Source organism: Pseudomonas putida (genome assembly GCA_041879295.1).
GTDB classification, from domain to species: domain Bacteria; phylum Pseudomonadota; class Gammaproteobacteria; order Pseudomonadales; family Pseudomonadaceae; genus Aquipseudomonas; species Aquipseudomonas putida_Y.
The window spans coordinates 4,419,730-4,439,861 of the sequence record CP047152.1 but is presented as its reverse complement, the minus strand read 5'-3'; the positions used below and the strand labels follow the sequence as shown (position 1 = coordinate 4,439,861).

Genomic DNA, 20,132 nt, shown 5'->3' with positions numbered 1-20,132 from the left:
GTAGACCATTGTCGTTTCCTGGCGCTGGTTTTTTACAAGTCATTGAAAATCATGCTTTATTCGCCGCTGACCAAATGTGTCTTCGGAAATACCCTGTGAGGTCTGGCGCTTGCCCGCCCGACTCAACCCGCTAGTATTCGAACTGTGCACAGGGACATGCGCAGGCTTTCAGGATGAAGGCCAGGGACATCGCAAGAAGCGATTTCATCAGGATGATGTTTGGGACAAGCAGGGACTACGGAAAAAATGTGGGCGGGTCAAACCGCCCCTTTTTTTGCCCGCAGAAAAACAAAAAAGGCCCCGAGGGGCCTTTTTCGCATCTGGGCGCTATCAGCGCTCCAGGTCGGCAATCTTGCCGGTCTTGCCGTCCCATTCTTCAGCGTCTGGCAGGGCATCCTTACGTTCGGTGATGTTCGGCCAGATTTCCGCCAGCTCCGCGTTCAGCTCGATGAAGTTCTCCATGCCAGCAGGCACTTCGTCTTCCGAGAAGATGGCTTGCGCTGGGCACTCCGGCTCGCACAGGGCGCAGTCGATGCACTCGTCCGGGTGGATGACCAGGAAGTTCGGGCCTTCGTAGAAGCAGTCCACCGGACAGACTTCCACGCAGTCGGTGTATTTGCATTTGATGCAGTTGTCGGTGACGACGAAGGTCATTTCTAATTCTCTCCTCAGGCGACGGCGGCGGCCCTTCCTCTCAGGGCCGCGCGGTTTACGGCGATGTGGCTGCAGGCCAGGCTAATAACCTGCAGCACCAGCAAACCGCGGCGGATTCTATCAGCTTGTAGTGGGCGCCGTTATAACAGGTTCTTTAGTTGATATAGCATTTCGATAGCTTGACGCGGGGTCATGTCGTCCAGTTGCAGCTTGCCCAGCTTCTCGATGGCTGGGTGTGGCAGGCTGGCGAACAGGTCGCTCTGGTGCGGTACCTGAGGCGCATCCTTGGCTTTTGCGGCCGCAGGCTGCTCGTGCGGCAGGCTGGTGGTTTCCAGGCGCCCCAGGTGTTCGCGGGCTCGCTGGATGACCACCGTCGGCACACCGGCCAGTTGCGCCACGGCCAGGCCGTAGCTCTGGCTGGCAGGGCCGGGCAGTACATGGTGCAGGAACACGATGCGTTCGTTGTGCTCGGTGGCGTTCAGGTGCACGTTGGCCACCAGCGGCTCGCTCTCCGGCAGCACGGTCAGTTCGAAGTAGTGCGTGGCGAACAGTGTGTAGGCACGCAGTTGGGCCAGGCGCTCGGCGGCGGCCCAGGCCAGCGACAGGCCGTCGAAGGTACTGGTGCCGCGGCCCACTTCGTCCATCAGCACCAGGCTGCGGTCGGTGGCATTGTGCAGGATGTTGGCGGTTTCGCTCATCTCGACCATGAAGGTCGAGCGCCCGCCGGCCAGGTCATCGCTGGAGCCGATGCGCGTGAAGATGCGGTCGACCAGCGACAGCTCGCAACTCGCCGCAGGGACGAAGCTGCCGATGTGCGCCAGCAGCACGATCAGGGCGGTCTGGCGCATGTAGGTGGACTTACCGCCCATGTTCGGGCCGGTGATGATCAGCATGCGCGTGTTGTTGTCCAGGCCCAGGTCGTTGGCCACGAACGGCGTGGTCAGTACCTGCTCCACCACCGGATGGCGGCCCTGCTCGATGCGCAGGCAAGGCTCGTCGACGAAGCGCGGGCAGTTAAGGTCGAGGTTCAGTGCGCGCTCGGCCAGGTTGCTGAGCACATCCAGTTCAGCCAGGGCGGCAGCGCTGTCCTGCAGCGGTGCCAGGTGGCTGATCAAGGTTTCCAGCAGGGCGTCGTAGAGCATCTTTTCGCGGGCCAGGGCGCGGCTCTTGGCCGACAATGCCTTGTCCTCGAACGCCTTCAGCTCTGGGGTGATGAAGCGCTCGGCGCCTTTGAGTGTCTGACGGCGGATGTAGTCGCCCGGGGCCTGCTCGGCCTGCTTGGTCGGCAGTTCGATGAAGTAGCCGTGTACACGATTGTAGCCGACCTTGAGGTTGGCAAGGCCGGTACGGGCCTTTTCCCGGGCTTCCAGGTCGATCAGGAACTGGCCGGCGTTCTCGCTGATTGCCAGCAGCTCGTCCAGTTCGTTGTCGTAGCCCGCCTTCAGTACGCCGCCATCGCGGATCACCGCGGGCGGGTTGTCGATGATCGCCCGTTCCAGCAGGCTGGCCAGTTCTGGATAGGTGCCGGTAATGGCCGCCAGACGCGCCAGGTGCGGCGCTTCGAGCTCGGTCATGGCGTTCTGCAGCTCTGGCAACGCGCCCAGCGCATCGCGCAGGCGTGCCAGGTCGCGCGGGCGGGCATTGCGCAGGCCAATACGGGCGAGAATCCGCTCGATATCGCCAATTTCCTTCAACTGCGGCTGCAGTTTTTCGAAGCGGTAGCTGTCGAGCAGGCAGCGGATCGAGTCCTGGCGTGCTTGCAGCACCTTGAGGTCACGCAGCGGGCGGTTCAGCCAGCGGCTCAGCAGGCGGCTGGCCATGGCAGTCTGGCAGCGGTCGATCACCGATTGCAGGGTGTTGTCGCGCCCGCCGGCCAGGTTGATGTCCAGCTCAAGGTTTCGTCGGCTGGCACCATCGAGTATGACCGTATCGTCCAGGCGCTCGTGGCGCAGGCTACGCAGATGCGGCAGGGCGGTGCGCTGGGTTTCCTTGGCGTAGGTCAGCAGGCAGCCGGCGGCACCAATGGCCAGGGTCAGCTTGTCGCAGCCGAAGCCCTTGAGGTCCTTGGTCGCGAACTGCTGGCACAGGGCCTTGCGTGCCGAGTCGCGGTCGAAGTCCCACGGTGCGCGGCGGCGGGCGCCAGGGCGCTTCTCCGCAGGCAGGTCCCGTGGCCAGTCGTCGGGGATCAACAGCTCGACCGGGTTCAGGCGCTCGAGTTCGGCCAGCAGGTTTTCCCAGCCCTTGATCTCCTGCACGCTGAAATTGCCGCTGGTGATGTCCAGTACCGCCAGGCCGAACAGGCGCTCGTCACCGAGCAGTGCGGCAATCAGGTTGTCGCGGCGCTCGTCGAGCAGTGCCTCGTCACTGACCGTGCCGGGGGTGATGATGCGCACCACCTGGCGCTCCACCGGGCCCTTGCTGGTGGCTGGGTCGCCGACCTGCTCACAGATCACCACCGACTCGCCGAGCTTGACCAGCTTGGCCAGGTAGCCTTCCAGCGAATGGAACGGAATCCCGCACATGGGGATGGACTGGCCGGCCGACTGACCGCGGGCGGTCAGGGTGATATCCAGCAGTTTCGCGGCCTTTTTCGCATCTTCGTAGAAGATTTCGTAGAAGTCGCCCATGCGGTAGAACATCAGCTGGTCCGGGTGCTGGTTCTTCAGCTTCCAGTACTGCTGCATCATCGGGGTGTGTGCGGAAAGATCTGAGATTGCTTTATTCATCAATGGCTTAGAAAGTAGGTCTCAACATTGTGGGGCAAATTTGAGGCGTTCTGTGTTGCGTTTGCGACGCCGAGACCCACCGGATTTTAAAGTCGCATAGGTTACCACGGGTACCGGGCAGGCAGTACCGGGCAACCGCGATGAAGGCTTATTGACACCATGTGCCCCCTGTGGAGAATTGCGCAACTTGATCATCAGGGATGGCCTGCCTCATTCACCTGCGGTGGTACCTGGCCCGGTAAACATCTATTGCAAGGTTGATTAGAGCAGTGAGCGGAATTCGTTTTGACGTCGATGCGGTATTTTGTATTTCCCTCGAAACGCGGAGTGACCGGCGTGCCCTGTTCCGCGAAACCATCGGCCGGCAACTCGACAATCAAGTGGTCTTTCATGTCGTTGAAAAAAACAGCGACCCCAGGCGAGGGTGCTACGAGTCGCATCAACAACTGGCCCGCCATGCGCTCGACAATGGCCACGACAGGATTCTGATTTTTGAAGATGATGCCAAGGCCTATGAATTCAAGGCTTGGCAGGTGCGCTGGGTAAACCGGTTCATGCAGACCCGGCGATTCGAGGCCCTGCACCTGGGCTATTCCATGGGGCGAACCTGGCTGACTTGGTTCCCGTTCATCGCCAGGGGCCGGGTTGTTGCGCTGCACGCTTACGTGCTGTCCCGCGAGGGCTGCAGGATTCTGGCAGAGACGCCCTATGATGGCACGCCTGTGGATGTGTTGGTCAAACACAAGATTCGCCAGCATTGCGTGTTCCCCATGATGTTCCGCCAGCATGCTGCCGCCGTTGCAGGCAGTGACCTGGAGCAGGTAGTGCGCAATGAGGATGAATGGTGGGAACGTAACTGGGCGAAGCACCGCCGCTCACCTCTGAAAAACATCTGGCGCACCATGCTTCGGCTGAACTTCTGAGGTAGTCATTTTGTTCAGGCGTATCGTGTGTAGGCTGTTCCGGCACCGGTCCATAGAGGTCGAGCGCATTTTTGTCGGAGAAATCGTTATCTCACGTAGAGTCTGTGGGCGCTGTGGCCAGCCGCTGCGGGATTTGGCTGAATATCAGTGAGCGGCGGCGGGTACTTTAAAATTGCGTCGATGCTCTGATGCATGCCATGAGTGGTCTATCGTCAGTGAGATCGGGTGCCGCCCACCCTCCCCGGAATGATAGGGTAGAGGGCAGCCTACCAGGAGCACCCTACATGGACCCGATCACCACGCTCGCCACCCGCCTGGGTGAGCACCTGCGCCGTTTCAATGCACAGGTGACTACCGCCGAATCGTGCACCGGTGGTGGCATTGCCGAAGCCATCACCCGCATACCTGGCAGCTCGGCCTGGTTCGAGGCCGGTTACGTCACCTATTCCAATGCCCAGAAAACCCGCCAGCTGGGGGTGCCTGAAGCGTTGTTCGGGCAGGTGGGGGCAGTCAGCCAGGAAGTGGTCGAAGCCATGGTCCGTGGGGCTCAGGCCGCCAGTGGCGCACGCTTCGCCGTGGCGGTGAGTGGTGTGGCCGGGCCGGACGGCGGCTCGCCAGCCAAACCGGTGGGCACTGTGTGGCTGGCCTGGGGGGATGGCGACCGGGTGTTCAGCGAACGTCGGCAGTTCGACGGTGACCGCGAGGCGGTGCGCCGACAGACGGTGATCGCCGCGTTAGACGGCTTGTTACAGCTTGGTGCCGAGTAAATCGACGACAGGGGTTTGCGCGGGCGTCTGCCTGTGGAATAATACTGGCTACTTATACAGGTATTCCGGCCGTCAGGGCCAAGTCGAACACGTGAGGATTTCAATGGACGACAACAAGAAGCGCGCCTTGGCTGCGGCCCTGGGTCAGATCGAACGCCAATTCGGTAAAGGCGCGGTCATGCGCATGGGTGACCATGAGCGTCAAGGCATTCCGGCCATCTCCACCGGCTCGCTGGGCCTGGACATCGCCCTCGGCATCGGTGGTCTGCCAAAAGGCCGTATCGTCGAGATCTACGGCCCGGAATCGTCGGGTAAGACTACGCTGACCCTGTCTGTCATCGCTGAAGCGCAGAAGAACGGTGCCACCTGCGCCTTCGTCGACGCCGAACATGCCCTTGACCCTGAGTACGCCGGCAAGCTGGGCGTCAACGTCGATGACCTGCTGGTTTCGCAACCGGACACCGGTGAGCAGGCCCTTGAAATCACCGACATGCTGGTGCGCTCCAATGCGGTCGACGTGATCATTGTCGACTCCGTGGCCGCACTGGTGCCGAAGGCCGAAATCGAAGGCGAGATGGGTGACATGCATGTGGGCCTGCAGGCCCGCCTGATGTCCCAGGCGCTGCGCAAGATTACCGGTAACATCAAGAACGCCAACTGCCTGGTCATCTTCATCAACCAGATCCGTATGAAGATCGGTGTGATGTTCGGCAGCCCGGAAACCACTACCGGTGGTAATGCCCTGAAGTTCTACGCTTCGGTCCGTCTGGACATCCGCCGTACCGGCGCGGTCAAGGAAGGCGACGAGGTGGTCGGCAGCGAAACCCGCGTCAAGATCGTCAAGAACAAGGTCTCGCCTCCGTTCCGTCAGGCTGAGTTCCAGATTCTTTACGGGAAAGGTATCTACCGTAACGGCGAGATCATTGATCTGGGGGTATCTCAGGGCTTGGTCGAGAAGTCTGGTGCCTGGTATGCCTACCAGGGCAACAAGATCGGCCAAGGCAAAGCCAACGCAGCCAAGTACCTGGCTGAGAACCCGGCTATTGGTGCCGAGATCGAGAAGCAAATTCGTGAGAAGTTGCTGAAAGCGGGTGCTGCTGCTGAAGCCGGCAAAGCTGCTGCCGAAGCTGATGCCGATGACATGGCCGACGCTGACGCCGGTTATTGATTGCGCAGTAAATAGCCGAATATGTCTGCCGTACTCGACACCCCCGTCGCCATCCGGCGGACAGCCATGGACCTGCTCGCACGACGTGAGCACGGTCGAGTCGAACTGACGCGCAAGCTGCGTCAGCGCGGCGCTTCGGACGAGTTGATCGAGCCTGAACTCGATCGGCTCGCCGAAGAAGGGCTGCTTAGTGAAGCCCGCTACCTTGAGAGTTTCATCCGTTATCGTTCCGGTTCTGGCTATGGCCCTGCGCGTATTCGCGAAGAGCTATGCCAGCGTGGTTTGGCGCGTGCAGACATCGACCAGGCCCTGCGTGAAAGCGAGGTGAATTGGGTCGAGCGTATGCGAGACGTGTGGCAGCGCAAGTTTGCCGGGCAGCGCCCGCAAGATCCGCGCAGCCGTGCCCAGCAGACCCGGTTCCTGGCTTACCGTGGGTTCTCCATGGACATGATCGGCCGTCTGCTCAGCGGGCGTGATCTCGACGATTATTGACGCTTGAAACTACAGTGAGACGTGCACGTCGCGAATAATCGGTTTGGGCGGTCCGCGCCCGGCCACCGATCAGGTGTAGGCGCAGCACAAGGTTGCCCCAGCAGGTAACACGCGAACTGTTACAAAAAAGCATCAACTCACTTTCAGCGCCTGCCTGGCCCTCTGCGTGGTATGCATGGGCTCTGGCTTTGCCCAGTTCTCCGGCAGATTGATGAAATCCACCAGCTCACGCAAGCGCCCCTGGTCCCGGCCAGTGAAGGCGAATGACAGGCGTGTCAGGTGGCTGTAATCGCCTACTTCGTGTTCGGCGCTGCTATCCGCTTGCTGGTGATATTTGCCACTCAGGCGCAAGTCGGCAAAACCTTCCTGAATGTCATACAGCGCCGCTTCGCTGAGCGGGTGATGCATGCGGATCACGAACTGGCTCTTCAACCAGCGGCTGGAGTGGTAGTTGCTGTAGAACTGGTTGATTTCCTCCACGGCCTCGTCGGCACTGTGTACCAGCCGCACCAGCTTCAGGTCGCTGGGCAGGATGTAGCGGTTCTCTTCGAGTTGGCGGCTGATGAAGTCCAGGCAGTCGTGCCAGAAGCTGTCGCCCGGCGAATCCAGTAGCACCACTGGCACAAGTGGGCTTTTGCCGGTCTGTATCAGGGTCAGTACCTCCAGCGCTTCATCCAGCGTGCCAAAGCCGCCAGGGCACAACACCAGGCCATCGGCCTCCTTGACGAAGAACAGCTTGCGGATGAAGAAAAAGTGGAACGGCAGAAGTTTGTCGGTCCCGTTCACCGTCTGGTTGGCATGTTGCTCGAAGGGTAAAGTGATGTTGAAGCCCAGGCTGTGCTCGCTGCCGGCCCCTTCGTGGGCGGCAGCCATGATGCCGCCGCCGGCGCCGGTGATGACCATCAGGTCGGAGCGCGCCAGAGTGGCGCCCAGTTCGCGGGCCAGGGCGTACATCGGATGCTCCGGTGGGGTGCGTGCCGAGCCGAACACGGTCACCTTGCGTCGGCCTTTGTAGCGCTGCAGGGTGCGAAACGACTGGTCCAGTTCGCGCAAGGCCTGCAGGGTGATCTTGGCGCTCCAGCGGTCGCTGTCGTCATGGGCCATGCGCAGGATGGTCAGCATCATGTCGCGGTAGAGCGGCAGGTTAGGGCTGTTGGGGGCAACCAGTTGCAGTTGTGCTTCGATATTGCTCAGGTCGATATTGTTCTCGCGGAAGTGGCTGAACAGCAGTTCATTCGAATGGTAAGGCATGCGACGTCTCCTTCTGCACCAATACCTCTGACCTCAATCTAGACCCTTGCGCCCGATCGTGCCGACGTGATCGGCGCAGCCGCCTGTCGGCCTGCGGCCATCGGCAGCACGGGTTTGGTTAACTGGTAGAGCGAAATGTGTCGATGCAGGAGGTGGCGGTATGCATCGCTTGGTCATCGAAGTGGACCGGCAGCTCTACCAGCAGCTGGAGAACGCCGCCCAGGTGCATCACCTGAGCCTTGAGGCCGAGTGCCGTCGCAGGCTGTCGGGGCTGGAGTGCCGGTCGCGATACTTGCAGGCGCTGTTGGCGGAGATGCGCGCCGATGCCGCTGAAGGTGGCTGGCGCGCTCATGAGGACGAGAAGGTGTAGCGTTAACGCTGTGCTTACTTCTTCTTGTTGCCGGCCAGGCAGCTGGCGTTGTCGAAGGCTTGGTCCATGACTGGCTGGTTGGTTTTGTAGACTGTGAAGCGGTAGACCATGACCGCGCCCTTGGACATCAGGTTGCGGAAGCCGTTGTTGCGGCACACGCTGTCGCCGAGCTGGCTACGCACCTGCTCAGGGTTGGCCTGCATGCGCTCTGCGTGGCTCTGGCGTACGCTCAGATGGTTGACCAGCGCCTTGCCTTCAACGGTGTAACCCTGATCGAGGATGTCCTCGTTGATCGCACGCGGGGTGCCGACGCTGCTCTCTTTGGCGACCTTTTGCAGCAGGGTGTTCAGGTCGTAATCCTGCTTGGATGCCGCCTGGGCTGCCAGAGGCAGTGCGAGCAGCAGGCTCAGGGCGGGGGCGATAAGGCGCAGCATGAGTCTCTCCTGGTTCGATGACTGGCGCTTTGACATGCGCGGGTCAACGGCGTTCCGTGGAATTGCGTGCGGCGAGGTCCGGCACGGCAAAAAACCGATTATAAGGAGCGCTGTGCCGGCTGCACAGCAATTGCCACCCGTTCTGGTAAACTGGCTGCCTTGTTTTCTCCGAGTCATCCTTGTGCCCATTTCCAATCAGTCCAGAGGCCTGCCGGCATGAGCCATGCGGTAGCGCGTCTGCGTGCCGAACGCCTGGCCCGCAGCAACAAGCCTTTCATCGCCCGTGGCTCGCGTGCCGAGCGTTGCCCGGAGTGCCGGGTCATCGCTACCCATTGCCTGTGTGCCTGGAAGCCTCGGGTGCAGGCTGACGCAGGTGTGTGCCTGCTGATGCACGACACCGAGCCGCTGAAACCCACCAACACTGGCTGGTTGATTGCCGACCTGATCGAAGACACCTGGGCCTTCGGCTGGTTGCGCACTGCGGTTGACGAGCGTCTGCTGGCCTTGCTCGATGACCCGCGCTGGCAGCCCTATATCGTATTTCCGGGCGAGTTCGTTGCCCAGGAACGGGTGGTCAGCGAGGTGGTGCGCGAGCCGGGCAAGCGTCCACTGTTCATCCTGCTGGATGCCACATGGACCGAAGCGCGCAAGATGTTCCGCAAAAGCCCGTACCTGGACCGCTTCCCGGTGTTGAGCCTGCAAGCCGAGCAGATGTCGCGCTACCGCCTGCGGCGCTCCAAGCGCGATGATCATTTCTGCACGGCGGAAGTTGCGGCCATGTGCCTGGACCTTGCTGGCGACAGCCAGGCTTCGCAGGCGCTGGATGCCTACCTGGATGTGTTCAGCCTGCATTACCTGAGCGGCAAGCGGCGGTTGCCGCTTGACGAGCAGGACGACATCCACCAGCGTTTGCATACCTTCCTATAGTCCAAGGGGCATAACCCCTGCTTTGGTTCATAATGACGGAGCTGGCAGCCGGGGTGGGCGAGGCGGCAGGGCGATTGGCTTGATCACCCTGCACCGTGCTCGTCATCCTTGGTGCCGATTCCCGCCGGGCGCTTCCCTTCCTCTCGAGTGCCTGGCACAGAACAGGATCCTTAGATCGATGGCCACATACGAAATCCTGATTGCCGATGACCACCCACTGTTCCGTGGCGCCCTGCGCCAGGCCGTTACCCTCGGGCTTGGCTCCGATGTGCGTCTGGTCGAAGTCGCAAGCATTGCCGAACTGGAAACCCGCCTGAGCGAAAAAGCCGACTGGGACCTGGTGCTGCTGGACCTGAACATGCCGGGTGCCTACGGTTTTTCCGGTCTGGTACTGCTCCGCGGGCAGTACCCGCAGATCCCCGTGGTGATGGTTTCGGCACAGGAAGAGGCCGCCGTGGTGGTCAAGTCCCGCGAGTTCGGCGCCAGTGGTTTCATTCCCAAGTCCAGCACCCTGGAAGTGATCCAGGATGCGGTGCGCAAGGTGCTTGACGGCGAGGTCTGGTGGCCGCCGCAGGCGTTCGAAAAGGTAGATGTTTCGGCCGAGGCAAAGGCCGCCAGCGAAGGCTTGGCCAGCCTCACGCCCCAGCAGTTCCGCGTACTGACCATGGTCTGCGAAGGCTTGTTGAACAAGCAGATCGCCTATGAGCTGAGCGTATCGGAAGCGACTATCAAGGCTCACGTTACCGCGATCTTCCGCAAATTGGGCGTGCGCACCCGGACCCAGGCTGCGTTGCTGCTGCAACAACTTGAATCGGTTGCCAGCAACTGACTGCGCGTGGCTTCACGCTTTTTTGACCCGAGCCGGTCTAGTCTGCTGGCCTTTCTGCTGTGAAGTGACTCACATGACATCGCCATTCAAGGGCCAGACCGGCCTCAAACGCATCTTCAACGCCGCTGGCTACTCGCTGGACGGCCTGCGTGCAGCCTTCAAGGGCGAGGCCGCATTCCGCCAGCTGGTGCTGCTCAACGTGCTGCTGATCCCGATCGCCTTCTGGCTGCCGGTCAGCCGCGCCGAGCGGGCAATCATGATCGCCGTTTGCCTGCTGGGGCTGATCGTCGAGCTGTTCAACTCGGCGGTGGAGGCGGCCATCGATCGCATTTCGCTGGAGCGCCACCCCCTGTCGAAAAATGCCAAGGACATGGGCAGCGCCGCACAGCTGGTGGCCCTGACCATGGTGGCGCTGGTGTGGGGTGTGATCCTGCTTTAAGCGATCGGTGGCAGCACGATTTCGTCGCTGCGGGTAAAGCCCGCAGTGAAGTTGCGGCATAGCTCGAGAAACTCACGCATGGCCGAGGTCTGGTACTTCTGTTTGTGCCAGATGAAGTAGAACTGGCGCAGCAGGTCCAGTTCCGGGGTTTCCACAGGAACCAGACTGCCACGGCGGAAGGCGTCACGCAGGGCCAGGCGTGAAATGCAACCGATGCCCAGGCCCGACTCCACCGCGCGCTTGATCGCTTCGGTGTGTTCCAGCTCCAGGCGAATATTAAGGTTGGCGCGGTGATGGCGCATGGCCTGGTCGAAGGTCAGGCGCGTGCCTGAGCCTTGTTCGCGCAGGATCCACGCCTCTTGCGAAAGGCTTTCGATATCGGCGCGGCCCAGTTTCGCCAGTGGGTGCTGTGGTGCACAGAACACCACCAGTTCGTCCTCGACCCACGGCTGAACCTCCAGGTCGGGGTGATTGCAGTCGCCTTCGATTAGACCCAGATCAATTTCGTAGTGCGCGACCTGTTGCACGATATGCGCAGTATTTTGAACATGCAGTTTTACCTGGCTTTCCGGGTGCGTCTGCATGTAGTTGCCGATCAGCAGGGTGGCCAGGTAGTTGCCGATGGTCAGCGTGGCGCCGACCGCCAGCGAGCCGAAACCGGATTTGCCGTTGAGCAAGTCTTCGATTTCCTTGGCCTGGTCAAGCAGGGCTACTGCTTGTGGCAGCAGCTGATGGCCAAGGGCATTGAGGGCCAGGCGTTTGCCGGCACGGTCGAACAGCTGGCAGCTCGATTGGCGCTCAAGTTCGGTGATAGAGGTGCTGGCAGCCGACTGCGACAGCGCCAGCAGGCTGGCGGCCCGAGAGACGCTTTGGTGCTGGGCGACGGCGACGAAGACTTGCATTTGACGGAGTGTGAATCGCATATCGATATAACCGATAACACATATCTTGATAATCCAGTTAACAGATATTGTCGCTGCCCCTAAACTATTGCGCAACTGTGCGCTTTGCGCGCGCGTTTTTCTTCAGGAGCCCCATCGATGAGCAACATGAACCACGAACGTGTCCTCAGTGTGCACCACTGGAACGACACCCTGTTCAGCTTCAAGTGCACCCGCGACCCGGGCCTGCGCTTCGAGAACGGTCAGTTCGTGATGATCGGCCTGCAGCAGGACAACGGCCGTCCGCTCATGCGTGCCTACTCCATCGCTTCGCCGAACTGGGAAGAGCACCTTGAATTCTTCAGCATCAAGGTGCCGGACGGCCCGCTGACCTCGCAGCTGCAACACCTGAAGGAAGGCGATGAGATCATCATCAGCAAGAAGCCTACCGGCACCCTGGTGCTCGACGACCTGAATCCTGGCAAGCACCTGTACCTGCTGAGCACCGGCACTGGCCTGGCGCCGTTCATGAGCGTCATCCAGGACCCGGAAACCTACGAGCGCTTTGAAAAAGTGATCCTGGTGCACGGCGTGCGCTACGTGAACGAAGTGGCCTACCGCGAGTTCATCACCGAGCACCTGCCGCAGAACGAGTTCTTCGGTGAGTCGGTTCGCGACAAGCTGATCTACTACCCGACCGTGACCCGTGAGCCGTTCGAGAACCAGGGCCGTCTGACCGACCTGATGCGCAGCGGCAAGCTGTTCAGCGACATTGGCCTGCCGCCGATCAACCCGCAAGACGACCGCGCGATGATCTGTGGCAGCCCGAGCATGCTCGACGAGACCAGCGAAGTACTGGACAGCTTCGGCCTGAAGATCTCCCCGCGCATGCGCGAGCCGGGTGACTACCTGATCGAGCGTGCCTTCGTCGAGAAGTAAGGCGCAGATTGGTTCAGGAAGGCGACTCTCGGGTCGCCTTTCTTATGCCTGGGATTTGTGCATTGCCTGTTCCGACCCTTTCGCGGGTAAACCCGCTCCTAACAGGTGCAGCGCACGTCTCGGGAATTGTACGAACGCTGTAGGAGCGGGCTTGCCCGCGAAGGGGCCGGTGCTGGCAAACCCGGTCTATTGGACCCGCGTCTCACCGCTGTACACCAGGATTTCCCGACACCGCTTGCACAGGTATCGCCGCCCCTGGCGCACCAGCCTGTGCCGCTGCGCGGTAAACGGGAAATCGCTTTTCGGGCATGGGCAGCGGTAGATATAGCGGGTCACTGCGCGCCGTTGCACGGCATAGTTGTGGCAACGATTGGGCGGCAGCTCATAAACCCCGCGCATGATCAATTGCCACTCTTCACCGTGGGCCTGGATGCGGTCGCCAAACAGTTGGTGGGCAACCAGGTGTGCCACTTCATGGGCCACGGTCTGGCGCAGGAAGTCTTCCTGGTTTTCGCGGTAGAGCTGCAGGTTGAAGCGCAGCAGATTCTCGTGCAGGTGGGCGACACCGGCTTTTTGCCCGCGCAGTTTGAAGCTGACTTCCGGGCGCGGGAAGCGGCGTTTGAAAAAGGCTTCGGCTTGCTGGTAGCAGGTTTCGACGCGTTGTTTGAGCTGCTCGGGCATGGCGGGGCGGTTCTCCTGGCCAGGCATTATGCCGCAAGCGCAGGTGGCTTGCCGAGTCACCGGTCAGCGCACAGCCAGAGGCCGCCTCGCGGCGGCCCCTGGTTGATGCCCCAGTGTTGTTTCAGTCTGTTTTAGTTGGTGTAGACGGGCCCCACGCCCAGTCCCCAGATAATGACGGTAGCGGCCATGATAGCCACCAGTACCACCAAGCCTACTGCCAGCACCGAGCTGGAGAACAGGAAGCCTTCATCTGACGGTATGTTCATGAACGTTGGCAAGCCGACATACAGCAGGTATACCGTGTAGCAGATAGCGGCAGTGCCGATCAGCATGCCCAGCCAGAGATGCGGGTAAAGCGCCGCCAGGCCGCCGATGAACAAGGGTGTGGCGGTGTAGGTGGCAAAGGCGATGCATTGCGCCATGGACGGGTTGGCATCGTAGGTTCGGGCCATCCAGTGGATGAACGCGCCCATTACTGCCACCCCGGCCAGCATGGCCAGGTATGACATGATGCTCATCCAGATAGCGCTTTCCATGGTCAGCATCACTGCTGGTCGGTCACCGATCACCCAGCCAACCTGGGTAGTGCCGATAAACGCCGAAACGGCAGGAATCGCCGCGAGGATCAGGGTGTGCGTAAGGTACATGTGGCTGATGGTTTCTTCTTCGCCACGAATCTCCCGCCATTCCTGATCGGGATGGGTAAACAGCCCCACAACGTGATGAATCATGCCGATCACTCCTCTCAATGTTGCCAAACGCCCCCCAGATGGAGCGCAAGCGGCCCGAGGCCCTGACACCGATGCAAGCGGTAATGTGGCCTTATGTGGCAGTATAGGAAGCCGTTCCCCGCATAAGCCGGGCTTTTTAGAGCAAATTGCGCTGTAAGCGGTGCTGTTGATTACATTGAAGTCTTTATCGGAATGCCTACAGTGATGCTGCGTTTGTGCGTAAAATAGCCGGCTTTTGTCACACCTCGCGGATTCAAGCGCTATGGGCACCCTCTCGGTCAACCAGAACAAACTGCAAAAACGCCTGCGTCGTCTCGCCGGCGAAGCCATCACCGACTACAACATGATCGAGGATGGCGACAAGGTCATGGTCTGCCTGTCCGGCGGCAAGGACAGCTACACCATGCTCGACGTTCTGTTGCACCTGCAGAAGGTGGCACCGATCACGTTCGAGATCGTGGCGGTGAACATGGACCAGAAACAGCCGGGCTTCCCTGAGCACGTATTGCCGGCCTACCTCAAGGAACTGGGTGTCGAGTACCACATCGTCGAGAAGGATACCTACTCGGTGGTAAAGGAGCTGGTACCCGAAGGCAAGACCACCTGCTCGCTGTGTTCGCGCCTGCGCCGCGGTACCCTGTACACCTTTGCCGACGAAATTGGCGCTACCAAGATGGCGCTGGGGCATCACCGCGACGACATCGTCGAAACCTTCTTCCTCAACATGTTCTTCAACGGCGCGCTCAAGGGCATGCCGCCGAAGCTGCGCGCCGACGACGGCCGCAACGTGGTGATCCGCCCGCTGGCCTACTGCAGCGAGAAGGACATCCAGGCCTACTCGGACATGAAGGAATTCCCGATCATCCCGTGCAACCTTTGCGGCTCGCAGGAAAACCTGCAGCGCCAGGTGGTCAAGGACATGCTGGTGGAGTGGGAACGCAAGCACCCGGGCCGTACCGAGAGCATCTTCCGTGCCCTGCAGAACGTGGCACCGTCGCAGTTGGCCGACCGGAACCTGTTTGACTTCACCAGCCTGAAGATCGACGAAAACGCTACCCCGCGTTTCCTCGACGTGCTGAACATCTGAATCCATGCGCGATTACCAGTGGTTGCATGAGTACTGCCTGAACCGTTTTGGTTCGGCCCAGGCGCTGGAGGCTTTCCTGCCGCAGCCGCGCACGCCGGCGCAACTGCGCGACATCAGTGACGACCGCTACCTGTCGACGCTGGCCTTGCGGGTGTTTCGCGCCGGGCTCAAGCACAGCCTGGTGGACGCCAAGTGGCCGGCGTTCGAGCAGGTGTTCTTCGGCTTCGATCCGGAGAAAGTGGTGTTGATGGGCGCCGAGCATCTGGAACGGTTGATGCAGGATGAGCGCATTATCCGCCACCTGGGCAAGCTCAAGAGCGTGCCGCGCAATGCGCAGATGGTGCTGGATATCGCCAAGGCGCATGGCAGTTTTGGGGCATTCATCGCCGACTGGCCAGTGACCGACATTGTCGGCTTGTGGAAGTACCTGGCCAAGCACGGCAACCAGTTGGGTGGGTTGTCGGCGCCACGGTTTTTGCGCATGGTCGGCAAGGACACGTTCATCCCGACCGATGACATGGCGGCGGCGTTGATTGCGCAGAAGGTGATCGACAAGCAGCCGACCAGCCAGCGTGACCTGGCTTTGGTGCAGCAGGCGTTCAACCAGTGGCATGCAGAGAGCGGGCGGCCGCTGTGCCAGTTGTCAGTGATGCTGGCGCATACCGTCAACCATTGAGTCTTGTGTTGCTCCCATTCGCGGGCACGCCCGCTCCCACCGGTACTGCACAGGCCTTAAGCGCGGTGCGATTCCTGTGGCAGCGGGCACGCCTGCGAAAAATCTAACTGCCTTCGCCCGCCATGCGCCGCTCATGCTGGAACTTCCAGCGCACGTACAGTAACCCGGCAATGAACAGCCCCAGGCTCACCAGCACTTCAAGCCAGCCGAATACCGCCCGGGCCGGGTCGAACGCCGCCAGCACGCCCTTGATGAAATAGATGTTCACCACGAAGCAGGTCCAGGCATGCGCCCGGGCGCTGCCTTTCAGCATGCCTGGCAGCAGTAACAGCAACGGCACCAGTTCGATCGCCAGAATCACCTCGACCCGGGCCCCATGCAGGTTGGCGAACCACAGGTTGTTCACCACCAGCAGGGCGATCAGGCCGAAGAAGCATGCCAGGCTCAATGCACGCGTCAGGCGCAGGCGTGGTACCAGCCATTGCAACGGCGGCAATACCTTGGGCTTTCTAGCCACGCGTGGCCTCCAGGGCCTTGGCCGTGGTTGCCAGGCGTTGGCCCAGGGCGCGGCACAGGGCGATTTCGTGGGGGTCGAGTTCGCGTTTGCCATCGGCGCCTGCGTGGTGGCTGGCACCATAAGGCGTGCCCCCGCCACGGGTCTCGAGCAGTGCCGACTCGCTGTAGGGCAAGCCCATCACCAACATGCCGTGGTGCATCAGCGGCAGCATCATCGACAGCAAAGTCGTTTCCTGGCCGCCGTGCAGGCTGGCGGTGGAGGTGAACACGCCAGCCGGTTTGCCGACCAGCTCACCGCCTAGCCAAAGGCTGCTGGTGCCATCCAGGAAGTACTTGAGCGGCGCTGCCATGTTGCCGAACCGGGTCGGGCTGCCCAGTACCAGGCCTGCGCAGTGGCGCAGGTCATCAAGGCTGGCGTACAGCGCACCACTGGCCGGAATATCCGGGGCCACCGCTTCGCATTCGGTGGAAATAGCCGGCACCGTGCGCAGGCGTGCCTCCATGCCGGCCAGCTCGATACCGCGGGCGATGTGCCGGGCCATTTCGCTGGTCGCTCCATGGCGGCTGTAATACAGCACCAGGATGTAGGGCGCGCTCACGACAGGATCTCCAGCACTTTCTCTGGCGGACGACCGACCACGGCCTTGTCACCGGCAACCAGGATCGGCCGCTCGATCAGCTTGGGGTGCTGGGCCATGGCCTCGATCAGTTGCGCGTCGGTCAGTGCCGGGTCGGCCAGGTTAAGCGTTTTATATTCGTCCTCGCCGCTGCGCAGCAATTGGCGCGGGGCGATGCCCAGCTTGCCGAGCAGGGCCTTGAGGGTGGCAGCGTCGGGCGGGGTTTCCAGGTAGCGCACGATGGTCGGGGCCAGGCCGCGGGCTTCGAGCAGTTCAAGGGCGCCGCGGGATTTTGAGCAGCGCGGGTTATGATAGAGCGTGAGGTCAGTCATGTCGGGTCGCATCCAGCTGGGTGTGGCGGCTATTCTAACCGCAGCGACTGACCAATTTGCTTTAAAACTCGAGAAGGATTGACCCATGGCAAGGCGTCTGGCAGCAGTACTGGCCATCACCGCGAGCCTGTTGCTCGGTGGTTGCGGTGCCGATTACGGCGTGGACCAACACGGTAATACGGTTAAGGCCGAACAGATCGAAGGGCACTGGCTGGTGCTCAACTACTGGGCTGAGTGGTGCGGGCCGTGCCGTACCGAAATCCCGGAACTGAACGCAGCGGCCAAGCAGTGGGCGGCTGATGGCGTCAAGGTGGTGGGGGTGAACTTCGATGGCCTGCAGGGGCAGGACCTGAAGCAGGCTGCCGAAACCCTGGGTATCGGTTTCACCGTGCTGGCCCAGGACCCGGCCGAGCGCTATGACCTGCCGCGCAGCGAGGCGTTGCCGGTGACCTACATCATTGACGACAAGGGCAAGGTGCGTGAGCAGTTGATGGGCGAGCAGACCCTGGAAGGGTTGCAGGCCAAGATCAAGGCCCTGAAAGGCGCCTGATGCCGGAGGGGCCGCTTTCGCGGCCCTTCGCGGGCATGCCCGCTCCCACAGGGGGACAGTCCAAACTGTGGGAGCGGGCGCGCCCGCGAAGGGCCGCAAAGCGGCCCCGGCAATCCTCAGCCTTCCTCAGGCCAGAAGCGCAGCGGCTTGCCTTCGGCCGGCCAGAAGCGTATCTGCTCCACCGGTGACACATCCCAACGCTCAACCGTTTCCAGCGCCTGCAGGAAGCGCTTTTCCTGTTCCATCAGCGCGGGTGCGCACAGCTTGCGGGTCTTGCCGACCTTACCAAAGCTGAGGTGTTCGCCATCCAGCGTGTAAGGCGCAAACCAGTGGTTGCAGCCGCCGTTGCCATAGGCACGGCCGTCGCTGGCCAGGGTCAAGGTCAGGTGGCTGTAGTCGATCAGTGGTCGTTCGCCAATCCACTCCAGCACGTAGCTGCGCTCCTGCTGCAGCTTGGAAGGTTCTGTGGCGCAGCCGAGCAGGCCGGTTGCAATCAGCACGCCGGTCAGCAGATTTTTCACTCGGCGCTCTCCTGGCAACGTGGGCACAGGTGTTTTTCGCCACGGCTGGTCCAGCCCAGCTCTGCAATACGGGCGCTGGCCGCCGGTTGACGAGCTGCCTTGCCGAGCTTGGCGTCTACCGCGAACTCGAAGCCCAGCACCGCATCGCAGTTATCGCATTCGACCTGCCAGGTGAGGATTTCCAGCTCGTTGAACACCGGGCCGCTCGCCACGGCAACCCACTGGCCGCGTGGGTTGATCAGGTGGCGCACGCTTTCCACGGTCAGGCGCATGGACAAATCCTTGCTGCCCTTGAGCGTGACCAGCAGGCTGTCGCCTTTGTGCATCGAGCCGCCGTTGCCAGTGACCTGATAGCGGCCCGGCACCAACGCACGGCACTCGATCAGGGTGTGTTGCGGGTTGAAAAGGGTGTAGCGAAAATCGTGTTCGACCATGGGTCCTCCAGAAATGCCGCGTATCCTAGCACTAACCCATCACCAGATTCTGTGGATTGCCTGCCGCCCAGCGGTTGATGTTGTGCAGTGTGGTCGCGGCAATGGCATCCAGCGCCTCGCGGGTGAGGAAAGCCTGGTGGGCGGTGATGATTACGTTGGGGAAGGTCAGTAGCCGAGCCAGCACATCGTCTTGCAAGGGCAGGTCGGAGCGGTCCTCGAAGAACAGTTGGGCTTCTTCTTCGTAGACGTCCAGGCCCAGGTAGCCAAGCTGGCCGCTTTTCAGTGCGTCGATCAGCGCAGGGGTGTCGACCAGCGCACCGCGACCGGTGTTGATCAGCATGGCGCCGGGCTGTAACTGGGCCAGGCTTTGCGCATTGATCAGGTGGCGAGTGTGCTCGGTCAACGGGCAGTGCAGGCTGATGATGCGGGCTTCGCGCAACAGCTCGGGCAGGGGCATGTAGCGGGCGCCAAGGGCCAGCAGCTCCGGGTTGGGGTAGGGGTCGTACGCCAGCAACTGGCAGCCGAAACCGGCCATGATGCGGGCAAAGGCGGCACCGATCTGGCCGGTACCGACCACCCCGACGGATTTGCCGTGCAGATCGAAGCCGGTGAGCCCGTGCAAGGTGAAGTCACCTTCGCGAGTGCGGTTGTAAGCCCGGTGCAGACGCCGGTTGAGTGCCAGGATGAGCGCCACGGCATGCTCGGCAACCGCGTGTGGCGAGTAGGCCGGCACCCGCACCACGGTCAGGCCCAAGCGCTCGGCGGCGGCCAGGTCGACGTGGTTGTAGCCGGCTGAACGCAGGGCGATCAACCGCGTGCCGGCGGCGGCCAGGCGCTGCAGCACCGGCGCGCCGAGATCGTCATTGATGAAGGCGCAGACCACCTCAAAGCCATCTGCCAGGGCGGCGGTGTCGAGCGTCAGGCGGGCGGGCTGGAAATGCAGCTCCAGGGTGGTGCCGCGCGCAGCCTCGCTGAAGCTTTCCTGGTCGTAGTGCTGGCTGCTGAACAACAGGACGCGCATGGTGGGGCTCCTTGGGTTGGTTGCTGGCTGTGAGATCGAGCGCCGCCCGCGCGGTGCAACGCGAGCTCCTACGTTTGTTTCGGCCCAATTATTCCTGAGGATGTGCGCGCGAGCATTTTGCTGCATGGCGCGATATCACGTTGGACGAACAAAGCGGTCGCGCGCG

Annotated in this window: 25 protein-coding genes; 12 read left to right on the top strand and 13 right to left on the bottom strand. The window is 61.5% G+C overall.

Annotation, left to right across the window (positions count from 1 at the left end):
- Positions 1-330: 330 nt before the first annotated feature.
- Together GST84_20345 and mutS are read right to left on the bottom strand one after the other, a co-directional pair.
- Entirely contained in the window at positions 331-654 is a 324-nt protein-coding gene (locus GST84_20345) for a DUF3470 domain-containing protein (GenBank protein ID XGB14546.1), read from the bottom strand.
- 140 nt (positions 655-794) lie between these two features.
- Complete coding sequence (gene mutS, locus GST84_20340; GenBank protein ID XGB14545.1) at positions 795-3,380, bottom strand: DNA mismatch repair protein MutS; 2,586 nt, start codon at positions 3,378-3,380, stop codon at positions 795-797.
- Between the two features lie 269 nt (positions 3,381-3,649).
- Between mutS and GST84_20335 the strand changes: the two genes are divergently transcribed.
- The 4 genes from GST84_20335 (at position 3,650) to recX (ending at position 6,730) form a co-directional block, all read left to right on the top strand.
- A complete protein-coding gene (locus GST84_20335) occupies positions 3,650-4,303 on the top strand; it encodes a hypothetical protein (protein ID XGB14544.1) in 654 nt (217 codons plus the stop codon).
- Between the two features lie 284 nt (positions 4,304-4,587).
- Positions 4,588-5,070, top strand: coding sequence for a nicotinamide-nucleotide amidohydrolase family protein (locus tag GST84_20330; protein ID XGB14543.1), 483 nt, complete (start codon positions 4,588-4,590; stop codon positions 5,068-5,070).
- A gap of 103 nt (positions 5,071-5,173) precedes the next feature.
- On the top strand, positions 5,174-6,238 hold the full coding sequence (gene recA, locus GST84_20325; protein ID XGB14542.1) for a recombinase RecA: 1,065 nt from the start codon (positions 5,174-5,176) through the stop codon (positions 6,236-6,238).
- Between the two features lie 21 nt (positions 6,239-6,259).
- The gene (recX, locus tag GST84_20320; GenBank protein ID XGB14541.1) at positions 6,260-6,730 is read left to right on the top strand and encodes a recombination regulator RecX; all 471 of its coding nucleotides are present in this window, start codon (positions 6,260-6,262) and stop codon (positions 6,728-6,730) included.
- Between the two features lie 132 nt (positions 6,731-6,862).
- On the opposite strand, the gene GST84_20315 is transcribed toward recX, so the two are convergent.
- Positions 6,863-7,981, bottom strand: a complete 1,119-nt coding sequence (locus tag GST84_20315) for a cytochrome D ubiquinol oxidase subunit II (protein ID XGB14540.1) — start codon at positions 7,979-7,981, stop codon at positions 6,863-6,865.
- A 160-nt stretch (positions 7,982-8,141) separates the two neighbouring features.
- On the opposite strand from GST84_20315, the gene GST84_20310 reads away from it, so the two are divergent.
- Positions 8,142-8,351 (top strand): hypothetical protein, encoded by a 210-nt coding sequence (locus GST84_20310; GenBank protein XGB14539.1) that lies wholly within the window; start codon positions 8,142-8,144, stop codon positions 8,349-8,351.
- 14 nt (positions 8,352-8,365) lie between these two features.
- On the opposite strand, the gene GST84_20305 is transcribed toward GST84_20310, so the two are convergent.
- A complete protein-coding gene (locus tag GST84_20305; protein ID XGB14538.1) occupies positions 8,366-8,785 on the bottom strand; it encodes a hypothetical protein in 420 nt (139 codons plus the stop codon).
- A gap of 216 nt (positions 8,786-9,001) precedes the next feature.
- Between GST84_20305 and GST84_20300 the strand changes: the two genes are divergently transcribed.
- The 3 genes from GST84_20300 (at position 9,002) to GST84_20290 (ending at position 10,980) form a co-directional block, all read left to right on the top strand.
- Positions 9,002-9,712, top strand: a complete 711-nt coding sequence (locus GST84_20300; GenBank protein XGB14537.1) for a DTW domain-containing protein — start codon at positions 9,002-9,004, stop codon at positions 9,710-9,712.
- Between the two features lie 178 nt (positions 9,713-9,890).
- Positions 9,891-10,541 (top strand): response regulator, encoded by a 651-nt coding sequence (locus GST84_20295; GenBank protein XGB14536.1) that lies wholly within the window; start codon positions 9,891-9,893, stop codon positions 10,539-10,541.
- Positions 10,542-10,614: 73 nt separating this feature from the next.
- Positions 10,615-10,980 (top strand): diacylglycerol kinase, encoded by a 366-nt coding sequence (locus GST84_20290; GenBank protein XGB14535.1) that lies wholly within the window; start codon positions 10,615-10,617, stop codon positions 10,978-10,980.
- Here the strand turns inward: GST84_20290 and GST84_20285 are convergent.
- On the bottom strand, positions 10,977-11,903 hold the full coding sequence (locus tag GST84_20285) for a LysR family transcriptional regulator (protein XGB14534.1): 927 nt from the start codon (positions 11,901-11,903) through the stop codon (positions 10,977-10,979). The genes GST84_20290 and GST84_20285 overlap by 4 nt on opposite strands.
- A gap of 117 nt (positions 11,904-12,020) precedes the next feature.
- Between GST84_20285 and GST84_20280 the strand changes: the two genes are divergently transcribed.
- On the top strand, positions 12,021-12,800 hold the full coding sequence (locus tag GST84_20280) for a ferredoxin--NADP reductase (protein XGB14533.1): 780 nt from the start codon (positions 12,021-12,023) through the stop codon (positions 12,798-12,800).
- 186 nt (positions 12,801-12,986) lie between these two features.
- Here GST84_20280 and GST84_20275 read toward each other — a convergent pair whose 3' ends face one another.
- The gene (locus tag GST84_20275; protein XGB14532.1) at positions 12,987-13,481 is read right to left on the bottom strand and encodes a SprT family zinc-dependent metalloprotease; all 495 of its coding nucleotides are present in this window, start codon (positions 13,479-13,481) and stop codon (positions 12,987-12,989) included.
- A 131-nt stretch (positions 13,482-13,612) separates the two neighbouring features.
- On the bottom strand, positions 13,613-14,212 hold the full coding sequence (locus GST84_20270) for a DUF1282 domain-containing protein (GenBank protein XGB14531.1): 600 nt from the start codon (positions 14,210-14,212) through the stop codon (positions 13,613-13,615).
- A gap of 262 nt (positions 14,213-14,474) precedes the next feature.
- Between GST84_20270 and ttcA the strand changes: the two genes are divergently transcribed.
- Positions 14,475-15,299: a tRNA 2-thiocytidine(32) synthetase TtcA gene (gene ttcA / locus GST84_20265; GenBank protein ID XGB14530.1), complete on the top strand. Its 825-nt coding sequence runs from the start codon at positions 14,475-14,477 to the stop codon at positions 15,297-15,299.
- 4 nt (positions 15,300-15,303) lie between these two features.
- A complete protein-coding gene (locus GST84_20260; protein ID XGB14529.1) occupies positions 15,304-15,975 on the top strand; it encodes a DNA-3-methyladenine glycosylase I in 672 nt (223 codons plus the stop codon).
- A 103-nt stretch (positions 15,976-16,078) separates the two neighbouring features.
- Here GST84_20260 and GST84_20255 read toward each other — a convergent pair whose 3' ends face one another.
- Genes GST84_20255 through arsC form a run of 3 tightly spaced genes read right to left on the bottom strand, consistent with a single transcriptional unit; the run spans position 16,079 to position 17,440 of the window.
- Positions 16,079-16,492, bottom strand: a complete 414-nt coding sequence (locus GST84_20255; protein ID XGB14528.1) for a DUF2069 domain-containing protein — start codon at positions 16,490-16,492, stop codon at positions 16,079-16,081.
- Positions 16,485-17,090 carry an NAD(P)H:quinone oxidoreductase gene (gene wrbA, locus GST84_20250; GenBank protein XGB14527.1) on the bottom strand — a complete coding sequence of 202 codons (606 nt, stop codon included), beginning with the start codon at positions 17,088-17,090 and terminating at the stop codon, positions 16,485-16,487. Before wrbA ends, GST84_20255 begins: the two co-directional genes overlap by 8 nt.
- Positions 17,087-17,440 (bottom strand): arsenate reductase (glutaredoxin), encoded by a 354-nt coding sequence (arsC, locus tag GST84_20245; protein ID XGB14526.1) that lies wholly within the window; start codon positions 17,438-17,440, stop codon positions 17,087-17,089. Before arsC ends, wrbA begins: the two co-directional genes overlap by 4 nt.
- Before the next feature lie 85 nt (positions 17,441-17,525).
- Between arsC and GST84_20240 the strand changes: the two genes are divergently transcribed.
- Positions 17,526-17,990 carry a redoxin domain-containing protein gene (locus tag GST84_20240; GenBank protein XGB14525.1) on the top strand — a complete coding sequence of 155 codons (465 nt, stop codon included), beginning with the start codon at positions 17,526-17,528 and terminating at the stop codon, positions 17,988-17,990.
- A gap of 116 nt (positions 17,991-18,106) precedes the next feature.
- Here GST84_20240 and GST84_20235 read toward each other — a convergent pair whose 3' ends face one another.
- The 3 genes from GST84_20235 to GST84_20225 are packed head-to-tail and all read right to left on the bottom strand — an operon-like array spanning position 18,107 to position 19,966.
- Positions 18,107-18,511 (bottom strand): META domain-containing protein, encoded by a 405-nt coding sequence (locus GST84_20235; GenBank protein ID XGB14524.1) that lies wholly within the window; start codon positions 18,509-18,511, stop codon positions 18,107-18,109.
- Complete coding sequence (locus GST84_20230; protein ID XGB14523.1) at positions 18,508-18,945, bottom strand: hypothetical protein; 438 nt, start codon at positions 18,943-18,945, stop codon at positions 18,508-18,510. Before GST84_20230 ends, GST84_20235 begins: the two co-directional genes overlap by 4 nt.
- Before the next feature lie 31 nt (positions 18,946-18,976).
- Positions 18,977-19,966 (bottom strand): 2-hydroxyacid dehydrogenase, encoded by a 990-nt coding sequence (locus GST84_20225; protein ID XGB14522.1) that lies wholly within the window; start codon positions 19,964-19,966, stop codon positions 18,977-18,979.
- Positions 19,967-20,132 lie beyond the last annotated feature (166 nt).